This window comes from Kitasatospora sp. NPDC054795, from assembly GCF_053611565.1.
In genome coordinates this window covers 38,914-59,962 of the sequence record NZ_JBSHAP010000049.1, presented here as the reverse complement: position 1 = coordinate 59,962, position 21,049 = coordinate 38,914, and the positions used below count along the sequence as shown (strand labels likewise).

Below are 21,049 nucleotides of genomic sequence, written 5' to 3'. Positions count from 1 at the left end.
GGCGCGGAGGGGAAGTACCGCGCCGTCGGCCAGGGCTACGCCTCCGGCCTGGCCGGGATCGCCCAGGACTTCGGCGTGCAGATCTGACGCACCCGCGGTTCTCGTTTTCCGGGGCCCGGTCGCCTCAGCGCGAGGCGCGCAGCTCCGGCAGCTCGATCAGCTCGGTCTCGTCCTCCGGCGTCAGGTCCACCACGGTCGGCTCGCCCTGTCCGGGCCGCTCGGCCGGCTCCGCCGCCCGGGCCTCGGCCTCGGCCTTCGCGGCCACCGCCTCGTCGCCCACCACGTCCGCCAGGTCGGCGCGCTCCCCCAGCTCGGCGACGCTGCCCACCGCCGGCGCCGGGGCCGCCGGGCGCGCCGGAACGGCCGAGCCGCGGCCGAAGAAGCTGAAGCCCTGCCCGCGCGCCTGCCCGGACTGCGCCGGACGCGGCCGCTGCCGCTCCCCCGGCGCGGGCGCCGCGGCGGGCACGGCCGGAGTCCCGCCGAGCTGACCGACCGTCGCGGTCAGCGCCGGACGCACCGGCTCCGAACGCACCGGCTCCGGACGCACCGGCTCGGGACGCACCGGCTCGGGACGCACCGGCGACTGGGCGACCGGGGCCTGCCCCGGGGTGGGCACCGAGGGCGCCACCGGAGCCGGCACGGCCACCGGTGCGGGCACCGCGGCCGCCGGAACCGCCGGGGAGGCCGTGCCGACCGCCGGCTCCGCCGCACGCGCCCGCAGGGCGACCTCCGCACCCGCCGTACGCGCCCGCTGCGCCTCCTGCTCCGCCGCGCGGCGCTCCAGGTGCCGCAGCACCGACGCCGCCCGCACGTACGCGGCCGGGCTGGCCGGGTGCTTCGGACGGCTCGCGGCGAGCGCCCGCTGGGCCGCCTCGGCCTCCTTGAGCGCCTGCTCGGCGACGGTCACGGCCCGCTCGCGCAGCAGCCGGGCGATCTCGGTCTCGGCCTTCGCCAGCCGCGACTTCTCCGCCGTCAGCCGCCGCCCGAACCGGGTGGCCCGCTCCTCGGCGACCTCCGCCGCATACTCGGCCTCGGCCAACTGCTCCTCGAACCGCTCCTCGGCGCGCATCCGCTGGGCCGCGGACATCTCGGCGGCCGCCCGGGCCGCCTTGTCCCGCTGGCGCAGCAGCAGCGCGAAGCCGAGCGTCGCGATCACCGCCGCGACGCCCACCGAGCGCACCAGGATGGTGTCCTGACTGAAAAGCAGAGCGGCCAGTGCGGCGACCAGCAGTACGCCGGTGGCGGTGGGGGGGAAGGCCCGGCCGAGGACGGAGGAATGACGGTGGCGTCCGCGAGACATGTCCAAGAAACTAGCGTGCGAATTGGGGCCGTGTCAGCCCAGGGTCCCCTTCCGCCCTTGACAGGGTCCGGTTCTTACCGCACGTGCCCGGATTCTCACCCAAGATCACGAGGAAGGGGCTGCTCAGCGACGCCTCGGCGACGCCTCAGCGGTGCGAGGCCGCCTGACCGCCCGGGTCGTCGTGGTTCTCCGGCAACTTGCACACGTGCTGGATCCAGAGCGCCGCCGCTATCACCGCGGCCCCCGCCAGCACCGCGAGCCCGGCCGTCACGGCCTGGTCCTTGCGGGCCGACACGTCCAGCTCGCCCAGCAGGTAGATCCCGGCCCCCGCGTAGACGCCGGTGACCACCGCCGAGACCAGCGCGCTGGCCTGCCCCAGCACCACCGCCCGGGCCGCCAGCAGCGGGTCGACCCCCTTCGCCCCGGGCTGCCGCTCGCGCACCGCCTTCAGCCGGGCCCGCAGCGACAGCGCGGTCGCCAGCAGGATCACCGCCACCGCCGCCAGCACCACCGGCGCCGCGGCGGGCACGGCCGGCAGCGTGTCCACGGAGGCCCACAGCTTGGAGCCGGCCCAGGACAGCGCCGTCGTGGCGGCGGTGATGCCGATCAGCAGGCGGAGGCGAAGCAGCTTCACTCGGAGGAGGTCCTTCCCGGGTACCAGAACCGGCCGCCCGCCCGGTGGCCCGGCGCGGCGACGCCAAGCCACCGTACCGGGCCCGGCCGGGCGGACACCCGCGCGAACGACGGACACCTACTCGTACGGCCGGGCCCCCGGTCGAGTTCCCCGGGCGACGGCCCGGCTGTCGGCCCTCCGAGCCCGGCCCAGGGCCTACTCCGGCAGCGTCAGCCGGATGTCCTCGCGGCGCTTCACGCCCTGCGAGTCCGGGCCGCCCAGCGCGGTCAGCAGCTCGTCCACCCGCCCGTGCCCGGGCACCTCGGCCTCCGGCTGGGCATCCAGCCAGGGAGCGAGCACGAAGGCCCGCTCGTGCGAGCGCGGGTGCGGCAGCAGCAGCTGCGGGTCGTCGCTCAGCACGCCCTCGTAGGCCAGGATGTCAACGTCCAGGGTGCGCGGGCCCCAGTGGACGGTCCGCACCCGCCCGAAGGCGTCCTCGATGGCGTTGCCGCGCTCCAGCAGGTCCCGCGGGGGCAGCGAGGTGCGCAGCACCACGACCGCGTTGTAGTAGTTCGGCTGCTCCTCCGGCCCGCCGACGGCCTCCGTCTCGTACACCGCGGAGACGGCCTTGATGCTCAGCCCGGGGGTGTCGGCGAGCGCGTCGACGGCGCCCTGGAGGGTGTCCAGCCGGTTGCCCAGGTTGCTGCCGAGCGCGACGACCGCGCAGCGCTGGCTGTGCAGCGTGGTGTCGACGGAGTCCACCCGGTCCTCCAGGTCGAACGCGTTCGGCGTAGCGGTCCGGTCACTCGTGCTCATGCGCCCGCCTCGCTTCGCTCGGCAGAGGCATTCGCGCACGCACGCCTCTTGATCATTCGCTCGCTGCGCTCGCTCATCGGAAAACGTCCTCTACATCGGATACCGGGCGCGCGGTGGGGGTCATGCGCGGCCCCGGTGGATGGTCACGGTCACGTCGTCGAACGGCACGGTGATCGGGGCGTCCGGCTTGTGCACGGTGACCTCGACCTCCTCGACCGCTTCGTGCTTGAGGCACTGGTCGGCGATGCGCTGGGCCAGCGTCTCGATCAGGTCGACCGGCTCCCCGGAGATGATCGCGGTGACCTCCTCCGCCACCAGCCCGTAGTGCGCGGTGCGGGTGAGGTCGTCTCCGGCCGCGGCGGGGCGGGTGTCCAGGTACAGCACCAGGTCGACCACGAAGGTCTGCCCCTCGACGCGCTCACGCTCGAAGACGCCGTGGTGGCCCCGGGCACGCAGCCCCCGCAGGGTGACGCGGTCCAGCAAACGAATCACTGCTCCCAGTCGGACGGGCCCCACCCGGCGAAAAGCACGGACGGGCAGGGCGAAGGCAGGCAGCACGCCCGCCACTCCGTTTCGAATCTACCCGCGAGCACGGACAACGCCTGACCGTCCTACCCGGCACGAACCGACGCCACGCGCACCGATATGGCGATTGACGTGAACGTTCGGTGACCACTCGGAAATTCCCGGCGACTTTTCGGCACGGCATTTCCGCGGCCGCCGGAATCAGCTCTCCTCGTCGTCGTCCCCGCTGGTCAGAACGGGTGAACCGTGATGCGACCAGAGCTTCCACCCGGCCGGGGTACGGCGGAACAGATTCGTCGACACGACCTTTCCGCCGACCAGTGGTCCGAGCTCCCCCTCCTCCTCCGACTCGCCGCCGGACAGGATGTTCTCGGTGCACGTGACAAGGGCCACATCACCGTGCACCTCGGCCTCGACATCGGTCAGGAAGAACTGGATGTACTCCGTGTTCATCATGATCAGCATGTACGACCTGGTCACCTGCGCCCGGCCGCGGAGCACCGGCCAGCCCGGGTGCACGCACACCACGCCGCCCTTGTCGTCGGCGTCGGCGGCACCCAGCCAGGCCTCCTCGACCGCTTCCAGGTCCCCCCGTTCCAGCGCCTCGTAGAGCCCCCTGTTCGCCGCGAGCACGGCCTCCAGGTCCGCCTCGCGCGCCCGCCCGGCCGTGCCGCCGCTCAACCTGCCGTCACCTGTCACAGACCCTCCCTCACCCCAACCGCGCCGCGTGCTGCCAGGCCGCGACCACCCGGACGGCGTCCGCCGTGCCGGACACGTCGTGCACCCGCACCGCCCAGGCTCCGGCCCGGGCGGACAGCACCGACACCGCGGCCGTCGCGTCGTCGCGCTCCCGGGCCGGGCGCAGTTCCCCGGTTGCCGGGTCGGCGAGCAGCGTACCCAGGAACCGCTTGCGCGAAGCCGCCACGAGCACGGGACGGCCGAGCGCGGTGAGCGCGTCCAGCCGGCCGAGCAGCGCCCAGTTGTGCTCGGAGGTCTTGGCGAAGCCGAGCCCCGGGTCGAGGATCAGCTGGTCCTCCTTGACCCCGGCCGCCAGCAGCGCGTCCACCCGGTCGGTCAGCTCGGCGACCACGTCCCGCACCACGTCGTCGTAGACCGCCGTCGCGTACATGTCGGCGGACTGCCCGCGCCAGTGCATCACCACGAAGGGCGCGCCGGTCTCGGCGACCACCCGGGCCATCGCCGGATCGGCGAGGCCGCCGGAGACGTCGTTGACGATCGCGGCGCCGGCCTCGACGGCGCGCTCGGCGACCGTGGCGCGCATGGTGTCCACGGAGACCATCACCCCGGCGTCGGAGAGCTCGCGCACCACCGGGAGCACCCGGCGCAGCTCCTCCTCCTCGGACACCCGCTGCGAGCCCGGCCGGGTGGACTCGCCGCCGACGTCCACCAGGTCCGCGCCGCGGGCCCGCAGCGCGAGGCCGTGCGCGATCGCCTTGGCGGGGTCGTGCCACATCCCGCCGTCCGAGAAGGAGTCGGGCGTGACGTTGACCACGCCCATCACGGCGCAGCGCTCCAGCCGCGGCAGACCGGCCGGCAGGGAGAAGGACGGCGAATCGTTCATGCTTCCCATTATCGAACGGGGCCCCCGCCGAGGATGCTCGGCGGGGGCCCCGTTCCGTGTCGGCGGCCGGCCCCGGAGGGCGGTGACGGGTCTCAGGCGGCCTCGGTGACCTCACGGGTCGACGGGACCGGCATCAGCCCCTCGCGCTGGCGCCGGCGGCCGAAGCGCGGCATGCCGAGCGTGATGAAGGCCTCCGCCTGCATCGCGGCGAAGCCGATCCGCGGCAGGTCCCGGGTGCTCGGGAAGACCAGGAAGCGCGGCTCCCACTCGGGCTGGAACTTGGCGTTGAACTTGTACAGCGACTCGATCTGGAACCAGCGCGACAGGAAGACCAGCAGCCCGCGCCAGGCGCGCAGCACCGGGCCCGCGCCGATCCGCTCGCCGCGGGCGAGCGCCGAGCGGAACATCGCGAAGTTGAGCGACACCCGGCGCACGCCCATCGCGGGCACCGCCTGCAGCGCGGCGACGATCAACAGCTCGTTCAGGCCCGGGTCGGCGGCGCGGTCGCGGCGCATCAGCTCCAGCGAGATGCCGTCCGGCCCCCAGGGCACGAAGTGCAGCACGGCCTTCAGGTCGTCGCCCTCCTCGCCCTCCTCCGGGGCCTTGTGGGCGGTGACCACCACGCAGTCGTCGTCCAGCGGGTCGCCGAAGCGGCCGAGGGCCATCGAGAAGCCGCGCTCGGTGTCGGTGCCGCGCCAGCGGGCGGCGGCGTCGGCGATCCGGTACTTCTCCTCCGCGGTGAGCTCGGAGACCCGGCGCACCTGGCAGGAGTAGCCGTTGCGCTCGATCCGCTTGACCATCTGGCGCACGTTGCGCATGGCCCGGCCGGAGAGCGAGAAGGAGGCGGTGTCCACGATCGCCTCGTCGCCCAGCTCCAGCGCGTCCAGGCCCGCCTCGCGGGTCCAGACCTCGCCGCCGACCTCGCTGCACCCCATCACGGCCGGCACCCAGGCGTGCTCGCGGGCCTCGGCCATGAACACCTTGATCGCGCCGGGCCAGGCCTCGACGTCGCCGACCGGGTCGCCGGAGGCCAGCATCACGCCGGAGACCACCCGGTAGGAGATCGCGGCCTTGCCGGTGGGCGAGAACAGCACGCTCTTGTCGCGGCGCAGCGCGAAGTACCCGAGCGAGTCCCGCTCGCCGTGCCGCCCGAGCAGCTCGCGGACCTTCTCCTCGTCCTCCGCGGTCAGCTCGGGCTTCGGCTTGCCCGGGCGCAGCGCCAGGTAGGCGGTGGTGAAGGCGGTCAGCAGGCCGAGCCCGCCGAGCAGGTAGGCGACCAGGTCGGACATCCGGACGTTGTTGTACCGGACCGGGCCCTCGAAACCGAACAGCCCGTACCCGACGTGCTGCAGGCGCTCGGTCAGGCCGGGGTGGCCGATCTCGTACTTGGTCCGGGTGCTCACGATCAGCAGGCCGAGCAGCACGCTGAGGACGCCCATGACGACCAGGTTGACCAGCGCCCGCCAGCGGGTGCGCGGGTCGGCCTTGGCGTAGAACTCGCGCTGGTGGACCAGCATCACGACGAGGAGCACCAGCGAGACGACCGCCGGGCCGATCTGGTGCCAGCGCACGATGTGCAGTCCGGCGCTGACCGGCAGCAGCACGCAGACCGCCCGCCAGGCCCGCCGCTTGCGGCGGCGCAGCGCGTGCGCCAGCGGCACCAGCAGGATGCCGACCATCAGCGCGCCGACCGCCGCCAGGCTGGTGGTGCCGCCCGGCAGCTGCCCCGCGAAGGTGTGCACCTTGGTGTGCCGGAGCTTGGGGAACACCGCGCTGGCGATGTCCACGAGCCCGATCAGCAGACAGGCGTAGCCGACCGCCCCGGGGAGCCAGGCCCTCGGGACGGCGGACGCCTGGTTGCGCAGCGTCTGCAGGCCGCGGCGACGGCGCGGCGGCTGCTCGGGGCTCGGCTCAACGGACACGGGAACGCTCATGGAAGCTCAGCGTAGAGGCTGCGGTGCGGTGTCCTGTCACTCCGGGGGAGGACGCGTGATGGACCTTCATGCCTATTCCTTCATCAGGCAATGCGCATACCAAGGACCCGGAAACGATCGGTAAACCGGGTCCGTGGTCGCGCTGCGGGTTGAGCCGGCGGTGGGAGCCGGGGGCCCGCCGCAGCGTGGTGCGACAGGACCCTCCGGGACGCGTTACGTACGGTGGACGCCGCATTCTAGGGCGCCGGTTGCCTGCGGTTCCCCCCGCCCTTCCCAGCCCGCCCGGCGTCCGGACGGCCTAGCCGCGGTGGCCCGGCCTGATGGACCGCCAGACCATGAAGCCTGCACCGCCCGTGTCCCACCGGAAGGCCGACGGCATGGAACTGACCAGCGACGCGCTGGTGAACTCGCTGCTCGCACTCGGCGTCGCGGCAGTCGTCGCGACCCTGTGGGTCTGGCCGCGGCTGGCGCCCCAGCGGCCGCTGCCGGTGCTCGGCCGGATCGGACTGCTGACTGTCGTTCAGGCCTCGGTCCTGGCCGTGCTCGCGCTGTCGGTGAACAACTCCTTCGGGTTCTACACCTCCTGGGACGACCTGCTCAGTCCGGGCGGCGCCAAGCTCGCGCTGACCGGCAGCGCGAACCACAAGGGCGGCACCCCGGTCTCGGACGCGCTGGTCCAGCCCACCACCGAGGGCGGCCTGGAGACCATCACCAACCTGCCGAAGGGCCCGCCCGAGGAGGTCGGCAGGATCGAGTCGGTCCGGGTCAGCGGCAAGGAGACCGGCTTCTCCGACCAGATGTTCGTCTACCTGCCGCCCGCGTACTTCGACCAGAAGCTCGCCCTGGTCCGCTTCCCCGTCCTGCTGGCCATCGCCGGCTACCCGGGCACCACGCTGAACCTGCTGCACGAGCTCCCGTTCGCCCAGACCGCGATCGACCTGCAGCGCTCCGGCAGGATGCCGCCGACCGTCCTGGTGATGGCCCGCCCGGCCGTCGTCCCGTCCCGGGACACCGAGTGCGTGGACGTCCCCGGCGGGCCGCGCACCGAGACCTGGTTCGTCAAGGACGTGCCCGAGGCCATCCGCAGCAGCTACCGGGTCGGCCGCACCGCCGGCTCCTGGGGCACCCTCGGCTACTCCACCGGCGGCAGCTGCGCGCTGCGCCTGGCGATGCGCTTCCCGAACGTCTACGGCAACGCGGCGAGCCTGCACGGCGACTTCACCGTGCGCCAGGACAACTACACCGGCGGGGACCTCTTCAACGGCGACAAGGCGCTGACCCAGCAGCACGACCTCGGCTGGCGGCTGCAGAACCTGCCCGTCCCGGCGCTCAACCTGCTGGCGGTCTCCACCCGCACCGAGGGCGACTACCCCCAGACCGTCCAGTTCGTCGACGAGGCCACGCGGGCCGCGGCGGCCAACCCGCAGTTCACGATCGACTCGCTCTACCTGGACGACGGCGGGCACAACTTCGACAGCTGGACCAGGGAGCTCCCGGCCACCCTCGAATGGCTGGGCTCACACCTGGGCTAGGCCCCGGCGAGGACCCGGCTAGGACAGGTGAGTGATTACCGCCGGCCGGCCCGGACGGCCGGCGGCCCGGGGGGAACGTATCGCGACCGCCCGTCGGCCACCGCCGGGCACCGCCCCGGACCCGCGCAGGAGGCACCGTGCTGAGCACCCGCTCGCTCTTCGACGAGATCTACCGGAACGACCAGGCGTACCAGCTGTTCTGCAGCATCGCGGCCGACGGCGAGGACCAGGGCGGTTGGGAGAACGAGCGGATCACCACGCTCACCCGGGACCCGGTCCTCGCCCCGAAGGTGGCCCGGCACGGTGCCGACGAGCGCAAGCACGGCCGGATCTTCACCCAGCTGCTGCACAAGCGCGGCCTGCCCAAGGTGCCGGTGCCGGACGAGGCCGACTACTGCATGCTGCTGGAGCGCCAGGGCGTCGGCCTCTCGCACGAGCGGCTGAACAGCGACGTCCCGCTGACCGACCGCGAGATCATCACCTACCTCGTGCACAGCCGGGTCACCGAACAGCGCGCCGCCGAGCAGATGCGCCTGCTGGTGAAGGTGTACCAGGACAACCCCGACCTCGGCCGGGCAATGCGGATGATCTCCGCCGACGAGGACAACCACCTCGCCTACTGCCACGAGGAGCTGCTGCGGCTGGTCTCCGAGGGCCACGGCCCGTACATCCGGCACGCCCTGGAGACCAGCGCCCGCGGCGAGATCCGCACCCACCGGGACGTCGGCCTCGCCGTCACCTCCCGGATGGCCCGGATCCTGCGCTGGCCGCGCTGGCAGCTCACCCTGGTCACCCTCGGGGTGCGGGCGCTCTACCTGTACGACCATGCCTACGGCTGGCGCCGGATGGTCACGCTGCGGATGCCGGAGCGCCGCGACGCGCTGGGCACCCCGGCCCCGCCCCACGCGGAGCACGAGGTGCTCTGAGCACCGCCCGGCCGGTGCCCCTAGCGGCCGATGATGAGGCTCATCGCCTCGGCCCGGGTGGCCGGGTCGCGCAGCTGGCCGCGCACGCAGGAGGTGATGGTCTTGGCGCCGGGCTTGCGGATGCCGCGCATCGACATGCACATGTGCTCGCACTCGACCACGACGATCGCCCCGCGCGGCTCCAGGATCCGCATCAGCGCGTCGGCCACCTGGCTGGTCAGCCGCTCCTGCACCTGCGGCCGGCGGGCGTAGACGTCGACCAGCCGGGCGAGCTTGGACAGCCCGGTGATCTTGCCGCTGGTGGACGGGATGTACCCGACGTGGGCCACGCCGCGGAACGGCACCAGGTGGTGCTCGCAGACCGAGGTCAGCTCGATGTCCTTGACCAGCACCATCTCGTCGTGGCCGAGGTCGAAGGTGGTGGTGAGGACGTCCTCGGGCTCCTGCCACAGGCCCGCGAATATCTCCTTGTAGGCCCGCGCGACCCGGGCCGGGGTCTCCCGCAGGCCCTCGCGGTCCGGGTCCTCCCCGACGGCGAGCAGCAGCTCGCGGATGGCGTCCTCGGCCCGCTTCTGGTCGAAGGTACCGACGGCGGGCGGACCGTCGAACGTCACCGGGTCGATCATGCGGGCCTCGCTTATGTATCGGAAGACTCTGGCTGAACAGCACGGATGCCGCGCCTCCAGGGTACAAACCCTGGTGACGCGGCATCCATTCCCTGCGGAGCGGGGGTCAGCCCTCGGTCGGCGGCTCGGCCGTCGGCAGCGGCGGGAGCTTCACGACGTCCACCGGAGCGCTCTCGACGGAGGCGGCGCCGTTGGTGAGCGCCAGCTCCTTCGGGGACTGCACCGGCGGCCGGGTGGACGGCGTGCGACGGGAGGAACCCGTCCAGGCCGGCCGGGCCGGGCGCTTGACGATCGGGGCGAAGACCTCGGCGATCTGCTCCTTGTTCAGGGTCTCCTTCTCCAGGAGCTCCAGGACCAGGTTGTCGAGCACGTCGCGGTTCTCGACCAGGATCTCCCAGGCCTCGTTGTGCGCCGTGTCGATGAGCTTCTTGACCTCCTCGTCGACCAGCCCGGCGACCTCTTCCGAGTAGTCGCGCTGGTGGCCCATCTCACGGCCCAGGAACGGCTCCGAGTTGTCGTTGCCGAACTTGATCGCACCCAGGCGCTCGGTCATGCCGTACTGGGTGACCATGGCCCGGGCCGTCGCGGTGGCCTTCTCGATGTCGTTCGAGGCGCCCGTGGTCGGGTCGTGGAAGACCAGCTCCTCCGCCGCGCGACCGCCCATCATGTAGGCGAGCTGGTCGAGCATCTCGTTGCGGGTGGTGGAGTACTTGTCCTCCTCCGGCAGCACCATGGTGTAGCCGAGGGCCCGGCCGCGGGACAGGATGGTGATCTTGTGCACCGGGTCGCTGTACTGGCAGGCCGCCGCGACCAGGGCGTGGCCGCCCTCGTGGTACGCGGTGATCTTCTTCTCCTTGTCGGACATGATCCGCGTGCGCTTCTGCGGACCGGCCACGACACGGTCGATCGCCTCGTCCAGGATGCCGTTGTCGATCAGCTTCTTGTCCGAACGGGCGGTCAGCAGCGCCGCCTCGTTGAGGACGTTCGACAGGTCGGCACCGGTGAAGCCGGGGGTGCGCTTGGCGACGGCCGACAGGTCGACGTCGGGCGCGATCGGCTTGCCCTTCTGGTGCACCTTGAGGATGTCCAGCCGGCCCTGGAGGTCGGGGCGCTCCACCGCGATCTGGCGGTCGAAGCGGCCCGGGCGCAGCAGCGCCGGGTCCAGGATGTCGGGGCGGTTGGTCGCGGCGATCAGGATCACGCCGCCCTTGACGTCGAAGCCGTCCATCTCGACCAGCAGCTGGTTGAGGGTCTGCTCGCGCTCGTCGTGGCCGCCGCCGAGGCCCGCGCCGCGGTGCCGGCCGACGGCGTCGATCTCGTCGACGAAGACGATCGCCGGGGCGTTCGCCTTGGCCTGCTCGAAGAGGTCGCGGACGCGGCTGGCGCCGACGCCGACGAACATCTCGACGAAGTCCGAGCCGGAGATGGAGTAGAACGGCACCCCGGCCTCGCCCGCGACGGCGCGCGCCAGCAGGGTCTTGCCGGTACCGGGCGGGCCGTAGAGCAGCACGCCCTTGGGGATCTTGGCGCCGACGGCCTGGAACTTGGCCGGCTCCTGGAGGAACTCCTTGATCTCGTGGAGCTCCTCGACCGCCTCGTCCGCGCCGGCGACGTCGGCGAAGGTGGTCTTCGGGGTGTCCTTGGTGAGCAGCTTGGCCTTGGACTTGCCGAACTGCATGACCCGGGAGCCGCCGCCCTGCATCTGGTTCATCAGGAACAGGAAGACCAGGACGATGATCACGATCGGGAGCATCGACAGCAGCAGGCTGACGAAGGTGCTCTGCTTCTCGGGGCTGATCGTGTAGCCCTCGGCGAGCGTGCTCTGGTCCTTGTCGTTGACCTGCGCCTGCAGCTTGTCTGCGATGGCGACGCCCTGGTCGCCGATGTACGAGGCCTGGAACTTGGTGCCGGACGGGGCCTTGCCCGTACCGGAGCTGGGCAGTGTGGCGCCGTCCTTCAGCTGGATCTTGATCGTGTTCGAGTCACCGGTGGTGATCTGCGCCGACTTGACGTTGTGCGCGTCGATCGCCGCGACGACCTGACCGGTGTCCACCGTCTTGTAGCCGTTCGAGTCCGAAACGACCTGCATCAGTACGATGACGGCGAGGACGGCCAGCACGATCCACATGATCGGCGCACGGAAGTATCGCTTGACGTCCATCCATGCGGGGCGTTGCCGCCCCGTCCCTCCTGCCACTCAACGGCGCCGAGGACTGTTGACCGCGGCGCGTCCGAATTGATGCTCATGTGAAGAGCGGTTTATTGGACCGTACCGCAGTCCGACCCACCCATGGCGGGAGCACGGCGACACGGCTTTGGTTCTCTGTCTCCCGGGTGCAACGGGCGGGAACGGCCCACTGTTCCCGCCCGTCGCCCGAACGGGGACCTCAGCCGCCGTAGACGTGCGGCGCGAGGGTGCCGATGAAGGGAAGGTTGCGCAGCTTCTCCGCGTAGTCCAGGCCGTAGCCGACCACGAACTCGTTGGGGATGTCGAAACCGACGTACTTCACGTCGATCTCGACCTTGGCCGCGTCCGGCTTGCGGAGCAGGGTGCAGACCTCCAGCGAGGCCGGACCGCGCGAACCCAGGTTGCCCAGCAGCCAGGACAGCGTCAGACCGGAGTCGATGATGTCCTCGACGATCAGGACGTCACGGCCGGCGATGTCGGTGTCCAGGTCCTTCAGGATCCGCACCACGCCGGAGGACTTGGTGCCCATGCCGTACGAGGAGACGGCCATCCAGTCCATGGTGACCTGCGAGTGCAGGGTCCGGGCCAGGTCGGCCATGACCATCACAGCCCCCTTGAGGACGCCGACGATCAGCAGGTCCTTCCCTGCGTAGTCCCGGTCGATGCGCTCGGCCAGCTCAAGGAGCTTGGCGTCGATCTCGTCCTTGCTGATGAGCACCTTCGCGAGGTCAGCGCCCATGTCGTTCTGGTCCACCGGGGATACGTCCTCAAACGTTCGGGGTCTGTGTGGCCGGCGGTCGGCTCCCCCGGGGCATGCCTCGCCCGTCAGTCGCCCTGCCGCCGAAAGACCAGCGTGCCACACCTGCGGGTGGCCTCGACTCCCCCGGGTAGGTGCAGCGGGCCCTGTCCGCGCCATCCGGTGACCAGCAGGTCGATCGTCTCCAGGTGCCGGGCGAACAGGTCCCCGGCCGGACAGCCCGCCCGCAGCGCGGCCCTGCGCAGCACCCGGCGGCGCACCGCGGGCGGCAGTTCGGCCAGTTTCACGGCGTCCAGGGCGCCGTCGCCCGTACGGAGGTCGCGTTCGGCCAAAGAGGCCCACTGGTCGAGGGCGTCGGCGTCGTCGCGGAACAACCGGGCGGTCCGGGCCAGCGCCTCGACCACGCCACCGCCCAGGTGCTTCTCCAGGACCGGCAGCACCTCGTGGCGGACCCTTGAGCGGGTGTAGGCGGGATCACAGTTGTGCGGGTCGTCCCAGACCGGGATCGACTGGGCGGCGCAGGCCTGCCGGGTGGCGGCCCGGTCCAGCTCCAGCAGCGGGCGGCGGTAGCGGCCCTTGTGGGCGGGCATCCCGGCCAGCGAACGGGCGCCGGAGCCGCGGGCCAGTCCCAGCAGCACGGTCTCGGCCTGGTCGTCCCGGGTGTGGCCGAGCAGCACCGCGATCGCTCCGTGGCGGTCGGCGGCCGCGTCCAGGGCGGCGTAGCGGGCGTCCCGGGCGGCGGCCTCCGGGCCCCCGGCGCGGCCGACCCGCACCGGGACGGCCTCCACCGGGTCGAGGCCGAGCGTGCGCAGCCGGTCGGCCACCTGGGCGGCGCGCTCGGCGGAGCCGGCCTGGAGGCCGTGGTCGACGGTGACGGCGCCGACCCGCAGGCCGATCTTGGGGGCCTCGAAGGCGGCGGCGATGGCCAGCGCCATCGAGTCCGCGCCGCCGCTGACCGCGACCAGGATCAGCGGTGAACCGGGCGCGGCCGGGGTGCGGGGCAGCCCGGAGGGGTGGCGCGCGGCGTTGCCGATCAGGGTGGTGCCGACCGCGGCGCCCACCAGCGGCGCCCCGGCCGGGCGCTCGCGGGGCTCGCGCACGGGCGCGGTGAAGGTGGTACCGGCCTCGGCGGCGAGGTCGGTGAGCGTACGGCGAACGGCCAGGCGTATCGCGGCGACAGCGGGGTGAGGGCCCACGGCGGAAGACTCCTCGTCGGAGGGGACAGGACTCGCGGCGGACGCGGCGGGGACCGCGCACCGCATGAGCGCCCTGTTACCGGGCGCTCACAGATGGTGGCAGAAAGGAGCGACCCGCTACGCCACCCGCGCCACCGGTACGACCACCGTCCCACGTACGGGTGAATGAAGAAACGCTTCTTCACCCATCGTCTGGCCGATTGGACCACTCGTACGAGCGGGTTTGACCGACGCGCGCCGCTTGCCGCCCGGCTCACGGCGCGCCCGCGTCAGGAGCACCCGCTCAGCGGGCCACCCGGGCCACCCAGGCGGCCGGATCGTGGATCTCGTCCTTGGTCGGCAGGGTGTTCGGGGAGGTCCACACCCGGTTGAACCCCTCCATGCCGACCTGCTCCACCACGCCGCGCACGAACACCGCGCCGTCCTGGTACTGGCGCAGCTTCGCGTCCATGCCGAGCAGCCGGCGCAGCAGCAGGTCGAGCCGGCTGGCGCCGCGGTCCCGGCGCTGCTGGAACTTCTCCCGGATCTCGGCGACCGTCGGCACCACGGCCGGGCCGACGCCGTCCATCACCACGTCCGCGTGGCCCTCCAGCAGCGACATCACGGCCGTCAGCCGGCCGAGGATCTCGCGCTGCGCGGGCGACTGGACGATCTCCAGCAGGTTCCCGGACGAGGCGCTCTCCCGGTTGCCGCCGCCCGGCAGGCCGCCGAACGAACCGGCCGCGTCCCGCAGCCGCTCCAGCAGGGCGCCCGGGTCGACGTCCGTCTCGGAGAGGAAGGACTGCACCTCGGACTGGATGTGGTCGCGCAGCCACGGCACCGCGGTGAACTGCGTCCGGTGCGTCTCCTCGTGCAGACAGACCCAGAGCCGGAAGTCGGACGGGTCGACGTCCAGCTCCCGCTCGACGTGCACGATGTTCGGCGCCACCAGCAGCAGCCGGCCCGGCCCGGGGCCGTCCGGCCCCAGCCGCGGCTTGTCGAACAGCGCCGCCGGGCTGTCCGGCGCCTCCAGCGGGGGCCCCGCCGGGGCGAAGGTCTCGTACTGGCCCAGCACCTTGGTGGACAGGAACGCCAGCAGCGCCCCGACCTCGATCCCGGTGGCCTTCTCGCCCACCGCGCCGAACACCCCGGCCGTCGCGCTGTTCGCCCGACGCGCCTGGAGCTTCTCCACCAGTGGCTGGACGACCGTGCGGAAACCCGCCACGTTGGCCCGGATCCAGCCGGGTCGGTCCACCACCAGCACCGGCGTCGCCGCGGCCCGGGACAGGCTGGACGAACGCATGCCGGTGAACGCCCGCACGTGCTCCTCCGCCTCCAGGGCGTGCCGGCGGAGCTCGGCGACCACCGCCGCCGCTTCCTCCCGGCTCACTTCCGGCCCCGGCCGCACCAACCTGGTCGCGGTTGCGACCGCGAGGTTCCAGTCGACCATGTCAGCACCGCCACTCGCGCTCGTCATGCCCTCACCGTACGTGCTCCCCACCACCGGCGGCAGCCACCCGCGGCCAAGACCTCTCCCCCGGCGGCCGATCGGCACGGCCGGCGCGACGGGACGGGCGGGGCCGGGTCAGTGGCAGCCGCAGCCGCCGAGGCGGCCGGCGACCCGGTCCATGGCGGCGCGGGCGGTGTCGGCGGGGGCGGTGGTGCGGGTCATGACGGCGAAGGCAAGGAGGCGGCCGTCGGCGTCGACGACGGTGCCCGCGAGGGTGTTGACGCCGTTGAGGGTGCCGGTCTTGGCGCGGATCAGACCGGCCGCGTCGGCGGCGCCGGACCCGGAGCCGTAGCGCTTGTTGAGGGTGCCGGTGAAGCCGGCGACCGGGAGGCCGGTGAGCACCGGGCGCAGGGTGGGGTGCTGCTCGGAGGCGGCCAGCGCGAGGAGCCGGGTCAGGACGGCGGGCGGGATCGCGTTGCCCGGGTGCAGGCCGCTGCCGTCGTTGAGCACCACGCCGCCCATCGGCACCCCGAGCCGGGTGAGCTCCTGGGTGACGGCCGCCGCGGCGCCCTCGAAGCTCGCCGGCTGGTGCGCGGCGACGGCGACCTGACGGGCCATCGCCTCGGCGAGCTGGTTGTCCGAGGTGGTCAGCAAGCGCTCCACCAGCCGGACGACCGTCGGCGAGAAGACGTCGCCGAGCGGGGCCTGACCGGAGGCGGTCGGGGCGGGGGCGGGCGCCGCGGCCGGGGCGGCCTTGCCCGTCACCGTGATGCCGCGGGCCCTGAGCAGGGCGGCGAAGGTCTCGGCGGCCGCGGCCGCCGGGTCGGCGACCCGGTCCGGCGCGTCCTCCCGGCTCTTCGGGTCCACCCTGCCCTCGTCCACCATCAACGGGACCACCAGGGCGATGTTCTGCCCGTCGTGGTTCCGGTGCTGCGGGCTGCCCGCGTACAGCGACAGGTCGTAGTCCAGCCGGACCGTCGTGGTGCCGAGGTTCTTGAGGGTGTCGGCGGTCTGCCGGGCGAGGAGGTCCAGCGAGGCGGGGGCGGTGTCGGCGTCGGCCGGCTGCCCGCCGATCTGCACCTGGTCGGCGGGCAGTGCGGTGAGCGTCGGATCGCCGCCGCCGACCAGGGTGATCGTGCCCGGGTCCGCGCCCCGGACCACCCGGGTGTGCAGCCGGGTGTCCGCCGGGATGAGGGACAGGGCCGCGATCGCGGTGGCCAGCTTGGTGGTGGAGGCGGGGGTGGCCGGGGTGTTCTCCCCGGAGCCGTAGAGGAGTTGGCCGGTGGCGGCGTCCGCGACGGCGAAGGTGACCTCGCCGAGGCTCTTGTCGGCGAGGGCGGCGGCGAGCGCCTGCTGGAGGCCCTGCGCGGTGGGGACGGCGGCGCCCGTGGCGCCGTCCACGGCGGCCAGGACGGCGCCCGGCGCGGGCGCCGGGCGTGCGCCGGGCGCGTCGCTGCCGCCGGCGGTGGGGGCGGCGGGCCCGGAGGCCACGGGCGGCACGGCCCGACGGGTGGGCTCGGCACCCGGACCGTCGTTCGACCGCGGTCCGGCGCCGCCCTTCCCGTGGTCGCCCTTCCCTCGGTCGCGGCCGCCCTGCCCGTCGTGGTCCTCGTCCTCTCCCCGCCCGGCACTGTGCCCACCCGGCGGCGGGGACGGCTGCGCGTACGCACCACCCGAGGTCAGGACCGTACCGACGACCAGCAGCGCCGCTCCGACCAGCCCCGCGGCCGTCCCCCCGCGACGGCGCGCCGCCCCTCCCCCTGCTCCCACCGACCGGACCCTTTCCCGAGCACTCGCTCCCGTAGGAGACACTTGGATTCTGTCAGTCCCTACCTTGGAGGAACCGTTGGAGTTCGACGTCCTTATCGAAATCCCGAAGGGCTCTCGTAACAAGTACGAGGTCGACCACGAGACCGGCCGTCTGCGGCTCGACCGGATGCTCTTCACCTCGACCCGCTACCCGGCCGACTACGGCTACGTCGAGGGCACCCTGGCGGACGACGGTGACCCGCTGGACGCCCTGGTCATCCTGGACGAGCCGACCTTCCCCGGTTGCCTGATCAAGTGCCGCGCCATCGGCATGTTCAAGATGACGGACGAGGCGGGCGGCGACGACAAGCTGCTCTGCGTCCCGGCGACCGACCCGCGCTGGGAGCACCTGCGCGACATCCACCACGTGTCGGAGTTCGACCGCCTGGAGATCCAGCACTTCTTCGAGGTCTACAAGGACCTGGAGCCCGGCAAGTCCGTCGAGGGCGCCGACTGGGTCGGCCGCGCCGAGGCCGAGGCCGAGGTCACCGCTTCGATCAAGCGTCTGGCGGAGCAGGGCGGCCACTGAGCCGTCGTTCCGATCTCATTCGATCGAGAGCGGTTCGAGGCAGGTCGGGACAGCCCGGGGCCGGGGTTCGCGGATTTCTTCCGCGGGCCCCGGCCTCTGTCGTTTCCGGGGACGGGACGGTTTGCCGACACCCTGTCGGCATGATGTGAAGTTAGGTTAGGTTAACCAAAATATTCGGCCCGACCCGAACGGCCGACCCGAACGGCCGACCCCGAACCCTGGAGGCCGCATGCCCACGCCCGCGCCCGCCCCGTTCTCCACCGTGCTCCGCACCGCCAGCAGCGAGGAGCACGAGGCCGCCGAGCAGTCCACGTTCATGAGCCGGCTGCTGGGAGGCCGACTCGGGATCGAGGCGTACGCCGCGGGGCGGTCGGCAGCTCGGCGTCCTTGTCGAAGGCGAGCGTGGCGCTGACCGGGTCCAGGGCCGTACCGGCCGGGTAGTTGGAGAACGCCGGCACGCCCTCGGCCGTGAGGGTGGCCGGGACGTTCGCCAGCGTGACCACGCCGCCGACCGGCTTCAGCGCGGAGGCCGGAACGTCGAGCCTGGCGATCCTGGCACCGCGCAGCGAGGTCGACGCGCCGTCCGGGGGCCTGCCGTTGACGCCGGCGGTCAGGAACGCCCCTGGAAACCGCCGATCGTCAGGGGCGCACCCCGCTGCTGCTGCTGGACGAACCGACCGCCGCCCTCGACCTGCGCCACCAGGAGCTGGTGCTGCGGGTCGCCCGGGCCCGGGCCGCGGCCGGGGACGGGGTGGTCGTGGTGCTGCACGACCTGTCCCTGGCGGCGGCCTACGCGGACCGGGTGGTCCTGCTGACGGACGGGACGACGGTCGCGGACGGTCCGGTCGCCGAGGTGCTGCGGGCCCCGCTGCTCAGCGAGGTGTACGGGCACCCCGTGGAGGTGCTGGCGCACCCGCGCACCGGGGTGCCGCTGGTGCTGCCGGAACGCGGCTGAACCGGGGCGGTCCTGCCGGGCGGCCTGGTCGGGCTTCCGGGCCCGGTCAGTCCTCCAGCCGGAAGCCGACCTTGATGCACACCTGGTAGTGCTTGATCCGGCCCTCCTCCAGGTGGCCCCGGACCTGCGAGACCTCGAACCAGTCGAGGTTGCGCAGCGTCCGGGAGGCGCGCTCCACCCCGTTGCGGATCGCGGCGTCGACGCTCTCGGTCGAGGACCCGACGATCTCGGTCACCCGGTACACATGGTCGGTCATGGCGGACTCCTCAGCTGTGCGACGGCCCCCGGTCCACCGTGCACCGGCCCGGGTCCTCCCGCACCCGGACGGGCGGCCGCCGACCGCCCGAAAAACGCCCTAGAACGCCGCCCGCACCTCGCCGACCGGCACGCCGCCGCCGAGCAGCGGGGCCGCGCCGATCCGCTCGACGGTCCCGTCCGCCCCCATCACCCCGAGCCGGCGCAGCGCCGCCGCCAGCACCGGGCCGCGGGCCCGCTCGCCGCCGTCCTCGATCTTGAAGGCCAGCGCCCGCCCGTCCGGCAGCGCGACCACCTGGACGGCCTCGGCGCCCATCTTGGACAGCGCTCCCGGCACCGCCCGCATCAGCCGGGTGTCGGCCCGGCGGGTGCCGGCCACGTACTCGGGGTGGGCGCGCATCGCGTCGGCGACGCGACGCGGCTCGGTGCCCTCGGCGGCCAGCACCAGGCCGCGGTAGCCGCGGGCCAGCCCGGTCAGCGACACGGCCAGCAGCGGCGCGCCGCAGCCATCCACCCCGGCGTGCGCGGCGGTCTCGCCGGTGGCCTCCTCCAGGGCCTCGCGGGCCAGCCGCTGGATCGGGTGGGCCGGGTCGAGGTAGCTCTCGGTGTCCCAGCCGTTGGCCGTGCAGGCGGCCAGCCAGCCGGCGTGCTTGCCGGAGCAGTCCATCAGGATCGGGGCGCGCCCGCCGCCGCCGGCGAGCAGCAGCTCCGCCTCGGTCTCGTCCAGCGGCAGGTCGGCCGGGGTGCGCAGGGCCGACTCGTCGAGCCCGGCGGAGCCGAGGATGCTCCGCACACCATCGAGGTGAAACGATTCTGCAGAGTGGCTGGAGGCCGCCAGCGCCAGCAGCTCGCCCTCGATCGCCAGCCCGGCCCGCAGCGTGGCCACCGCCTGGAACGGCTTGGCGGTCGACCGCGGGAAGACCGGGGCGTCCGGGTCGCCGAGCGCGAACTCGACCGAGCCGTCGGCCGCGAGCAGCACCAGGGAGCCGCGGTGGCGGCCCTCGACGAAACCGGAGCGCACGACCTCGGCGAGAACGGGCGTGGTGGCGGGCAGGGACATGGCGGGTGAGCCTTCCGGGGCGAGGGTGGGCCGGGCGGTAGCCGGGCCCACCGCCCGCGGCGACTCACCCGGTCAGAGCGGCCCCCCTGCGAGCAGGTCGTCGACCCGTGCTTCCCCATCACGGTACCTGCGGGTGATCTCGGCATTGCAACCGTCGGCCGTGCGCAGCAGCCGCTGGCGCCGTCCGGACACCTCCCGCTCGTGCGCCCGCAGCCGCTCCAGCGCGGCCAGCAGTTCCTCGGCCGGGTGCGCGGCCAGGTCGGCGAGCTGAACGTCGCCCATCAGGGCGTCCGCCTCCAGCCCGGACTCCCGGGTGCGCGGCGGACCGAGGGTGACGTGCCGGGCCGAGCGCCGCACGGTGGAGGGCGCGTCGGTCAGGATCGCGGGCAGCCGGTCCAGCAGGTCGCCGGGGGCCGGCTCGGGGCCGGACGGGCCGGCGGTACGGACCGGGCCCGCGCCGGGCCGCCGGTCGAGTTCGGCGCGCAGGATGTCCATCCGCCCGTGCAGCAGCCGCCGCAGGTACGACAGGTCGGCCTCCTGCTCCAGGGTCTCCCGGCGCAGCACCCGCAACTGCTCCAGGCCCAGCCGCTCCAGGTCGGGTTCGTCCCCCGCGCCCGCCGCCGGGCCGTACGGGGCCCCGGGGGGCCGCACCACCGGCCCGGACCGGTCCCGCGCCGCGCTGCTCGCGTCCATCACCCAACCACCTGACGTCGTCCGATCCCGCCCGCTCGCGGCACCCCGTCCCTGCCGCCGGTCCGGCCCGTCCCCCGACGGGCCGCACGTCCCGTCCACCGGCACGCCCGGGAACCCCCCGGAGGCTCCGGTCCCCGGCCGCGACCGCCCACCGGGGCGGCACCGCCAGACGCCTGACCTACCGGCTCGACCGCCAGGCCGAACCCGGCCCGGCGCGGCGGACCTCCTGGCGCCCCGGACCCTTCGTACGGTCCACCCTGCCACCCCGCCCGACGCACGCGCACCGCCCGTGCACCCGAACGGCCCCCTGGCGAACAGGGGTGG

The 21,049-nt window shown here is 73.3% G+C and carries 20 protein-coding genes and 3 pseudogenes; 6 read left to right on the top strand and 17 right to left on the bottom strand.

Annotated features, from left to right (window positions below; genetic code table 11):
• Nucleotides 1-87, top strand: a pseudogene (locus ACWGJO_RS19445) (chemical-damaging agent resistance protein C); the annotation flags it as partial.
• Between the two features lie 37 nt (nucleotides 88-124).
• On the opposite strand, the gene ACWGJO_RS19440 reads toward ACWGJO_RS19445, so the two are convergent.
• The 7 genes from ACWGJO_RS19440 to ACWGJO_RS19410 form a co-directional block, all read right to left on the bottom strand.
• Nucleotides 125-1,300, bottom strand: a complete 1,176-nt coding sequence (locus ACWGJO_RS19440; RefSeq protein ID WP_452185272.1) for a hypothetical protein — start codon at nucleotides 1,298-1,300, stop codon at nucleotides 125-127.
• A gap of 145 nt (nucleotides 1,301-1,445) precedes the next feature.
• Nucleotides 1,446-1,934, bottom strand: a complete 489-nt coding sequence (locus ACWGJO_RS19435) for a DUF3180 domain-containing protein (RefSeq protein WP_360353700.1) — start codon at nucleotides 1,932-1,934, stop codon at nucleotides 1,446-1,448.
• A gap of 195 nt (nucleotides 1,935-2,129) precedes the next feature.
• Nucleotides 2,130-2,729, bottom strand: a complete 600-nt coding sequence (gene folK / locus ACWGJO_RS19430; RefSeq protein ID WP_452185270.1) for a 2-amino-4-hydroxy-6-hydroxymethyldihydropteridine diphosphokinase — start codon at nucleotides 2,727-2,729, stop codon at nucleotides 2,130-2,132.
• A 120-nt stretch (nucleotides 2,730-2,849) separates the two neighbouring features.
• Nucleotides 2,850-3,209, bottom strand: a complete 360-nt coding sequence (gene folB, locus ACWGJO_RS19425) for a dihydroneopterin aldolase (protein ID WP_359909425.1) — start codon at nucleotides 3,207-3,209, stop codon at nucleotides 2,850-2,852.
• Nucleotides 3,210-3,455: 246 nt separating this feature from the next.
• Nucleotides 3,456-3,935, bottom strand: a complete 480-nt coding sequence (locus tag ACWGJO_RS19420; protein WP_359909353.1) for a nuclear transport factor 2 family protein — start codon at nucleotides 3,933-3,935, stop codon at nucleotides 3,456-3,458.
• 28 nt (nucleotides 3,936-3,963) lie between these two features.
• A complete protein-coding gene (gene folP, locus ACWGJO_RS19415) occupies nucleotides 3,964-4,845 on the bottom strand; it encodes a dihydropteroate synthase (protein WP_359909356.1) in 882 nt (293 codons plus the stop codon).
• 83 nt (nucleotides 4,846-4,928) lie between these two features.
• Entirely contained in the window at nucleotides 4,929-6,770 is a 1,842-nt protein-coding gene (locus ACWGJO_RS19410) for a phosphatidylglycerol lysyltransferase domain-containing protein (protein WP_452185267.1), read from the bottom strand.
• 353 nt (nucleotides 6,771-7,123) lie between these two features.
• Here ACWGJO_RS19410 and ACWGJO_RS19405 point away from each other — a divergent pair, with 353 nt between their 5' ends.
• Together ACWGJO_RS19405 and ACWGJO_RS19400 are read left to right on the top strand one after the other, a co-directional pair.
• The gene (locus ACWGJO_RS19405; RefSeq protein ID WP_452185265.1) at nucleotides 7,124-8,302 is read left to right on the top strand and encodes an alpha/beta hydrolase; all 1,179 of its coding nucleotides are present in this window, start codon (nucleotides 7,124-7,126) and stop codon (nucleotides 8,300-8,302) included.
• 137 nt (nucleotides 8,303-8,439) lie between these two features.
• Nucleotides 8,440-9,228, top strand: a complete 789-nt coding sequence (locus ACWGJO_RS19400; RefSeq protein WP_452185264.1) for a ferritin-like domain-containing protein — start codon at nucleotides 8,440-8,442, stop codon at nucleotides 9,226-9,228.
• A 20-nt stretch (nucleotides 9,229-9,248) separates the two neighbouring features.
• On the opposite strand, the gene folE is transcribed toward ACWGJO_RS19400, so the two are convergent.
• From folE to dacB, 6 genes are all read right to left on the bottom strand, one after another.
• Complete coding sequence (gene folE, locus ACWGJO_RS19395; RefSeq protein WP_359909368.1) at nucleotides 9,249-9,854, bottom strand: GTP cyclohydrolase I FolE; 606 nt, start codon at nucleotides 9,852-9,854, stop codon at nucleotides 9,249-9,251.
• A 106-nt stretch (nucleotides 9,855-9,960) separates the two neighbouring features.
• Entirely contained in the window at nucleotides 9,961-12,015 is a 2,055-nt protein-coding gene (gene ftsH, locus ACWGJO_RS19390) for an ATP-dependent zinc metalloprotease FtsH (RefSeq protein ID WP_452185262.1), read from the bottom strand.
• A 226-nt stretch (nucleotides 12,016-12,241) separates the two neighbouring features.
• Nucleotides 12,242-12,796, bottom strand: a complete 555-nt coding sequence (gene hpt / locus ACWGJO_RS19385) for a hypoxanthine phosphoribosyltransferase (RefSeq protein ID WP_280685463.1) — start codon at nucleotides 12,794-12,796, stop codon at nucleotides 12,242-12,244.
• A 71-nt stretch (nucleotides 12,797-12,867) separates the two neighbouring features.
• The gene (tilS, locus tag ACWGJO_RS19380) at nucleotides 12,868-13,995 is read right to left on the bottom strand and encodes a tRNA lysidine(34) synthetase TilS (RefSeq protein ID WP_387695567.1); all 1,128 of its coding nucleotides are present in this window, start codon (nucleotides 13,993-13,995) and stop codon (nucleotides 12,868-12,870) included.
• A gap of 283 nt (nucleotides 13,996-14,278) precedes the next feature.
• Nucleotides 14,279-15,451, bottom strand: a complete 1,173-nt coding sequence (locus ACWGJO_RS19375) for a zinc-dependent metalloprotease (protein ID WP_452185260.1) — start codon at nucleotides 15,449-15,451, stop codon at nucleotides 14,279-14,281.
• Nucleotides 15,452-15,559: 108 nt separating this feature from the next.
• On the bottom strand, nucleotides 15,560-17,194 hold the full coding sequence (gene dacB, locus ACWGJO_RS19370; protein WP_452185258.1) for a D-alanyl-D-alanine carboxypeptidase/D-alanyl-D-alanine endopeptidase: 1,635 nt from the start codon (nucleotides 17,192-17,194) through the stop codon (nucleotides 15,560-15,562).
• A gap of 76 nt (nucleotides 17,195-17,270) precedes the next feature.
• Between dacB and ACWGJO_RS19365 the strand changes: the two genes are divergently transcribed.
• Together ACWGJO_RS19365 and ACWGJO_RS19360 are read left to right on the top strand one after the other, a co-directional pair.
• Nucleotides 17,271-17,762: an inorganic diphosphatase gene (locus ACWGJO_RS19365; RefSeq protein ID WP_316526893.1), complete on the top strand. Its 492-nt coding sequence runs from the start codon at nucleotides 17,271-17,273 to the stop codon at nucleotides 17,760-17,762.
• A gap of 229 nt (nucleotides 17,763-17,991) precedes the next feature.
• A pseudogene (locus ACWGJO_RS19360) lies at nucleotides 17,992-18,123 on the top strand (biliverdin-producing heme oxygenase); the annotation flags it as partial.
• On the opposite strand, the gene ACWGJO_RS19355 reads toward ACWGJO_RS19360, so the two are convergent.
• Nucleotides 18,077-18,376, bottom strand: a complete 300-nt coding sequence (locus tag ACWGJO_RS19355) for an HtaA domain-containing protein (RefSeq protein WP_452185275.1) — start codon at nucleotides 18,374-18,376, stop codon at nucleotides 18,077-18,079. The pseudogene ACWGJO_RS19360 and the gene ACWGJO_RS19355 overlap by 47 nt on opposite strands.
• Before the next feature lie 32 nt (nucleotides 18,377-18,408).
• Here ACWGJO_RS19355 and ACWGJO_RS19350 point away from each other — a divergent pair.
• Nucleotides 18,409-18,717: pseudogene (locus tag ACWGJO_RS19350) on the top strand (hemin ABC transporter ATP-binding protein); the annotation flags it as partial.
• Nucleotides 18,718-18,763: 46 nt separating this feature from the next.
• On the opposite strand, the gene ACWGJO_RS19345 reads toward ACWGJO_RS19350, so the two are convergent.
• From ACWGJO_RS19345 to ACWGJO_RS19335, 3 genes are all read right to left on the bottom strand, one after another.
• Nucleotides 18,764-18,973 (bottom strand): dodecin, encoded by a 210-nt coding sequence (locus ACWGJO_RS19345; RefSeq protein WP_359909395.1) that lies wholly within the window; start codon nucleotides 18,971-18,973, stop codon nucleotides 18,764-18,766.
• A 99-nt stretch (nucleotides 18,974-19,072) separates the two neighbouring features.
• A complete protein-coding gene (locus ACWGJO_RS19340; RefSeq protein ID WP_452185256.1) occupies nucleotides 19,073-20,032 on the bottom strand; it encodes an asparaginase in 960 nt (319 codons plus the stop codon).
• 72 nt (nucleotides 20,033-20,104) lie between these two features.
• Nucleotides 20,105-20,725, bottom strand: coding sequence for an RsiG family protein (locus ACWGJO_RS19335; protein WP_387695522.1), 621 nt, complete (start codon nucleotides 20,723-20,725; stop codon nucleotides 20,105-20,107).
• Nucleotides 20,726-21,049 lie beyond the last annotated feature (324 nt).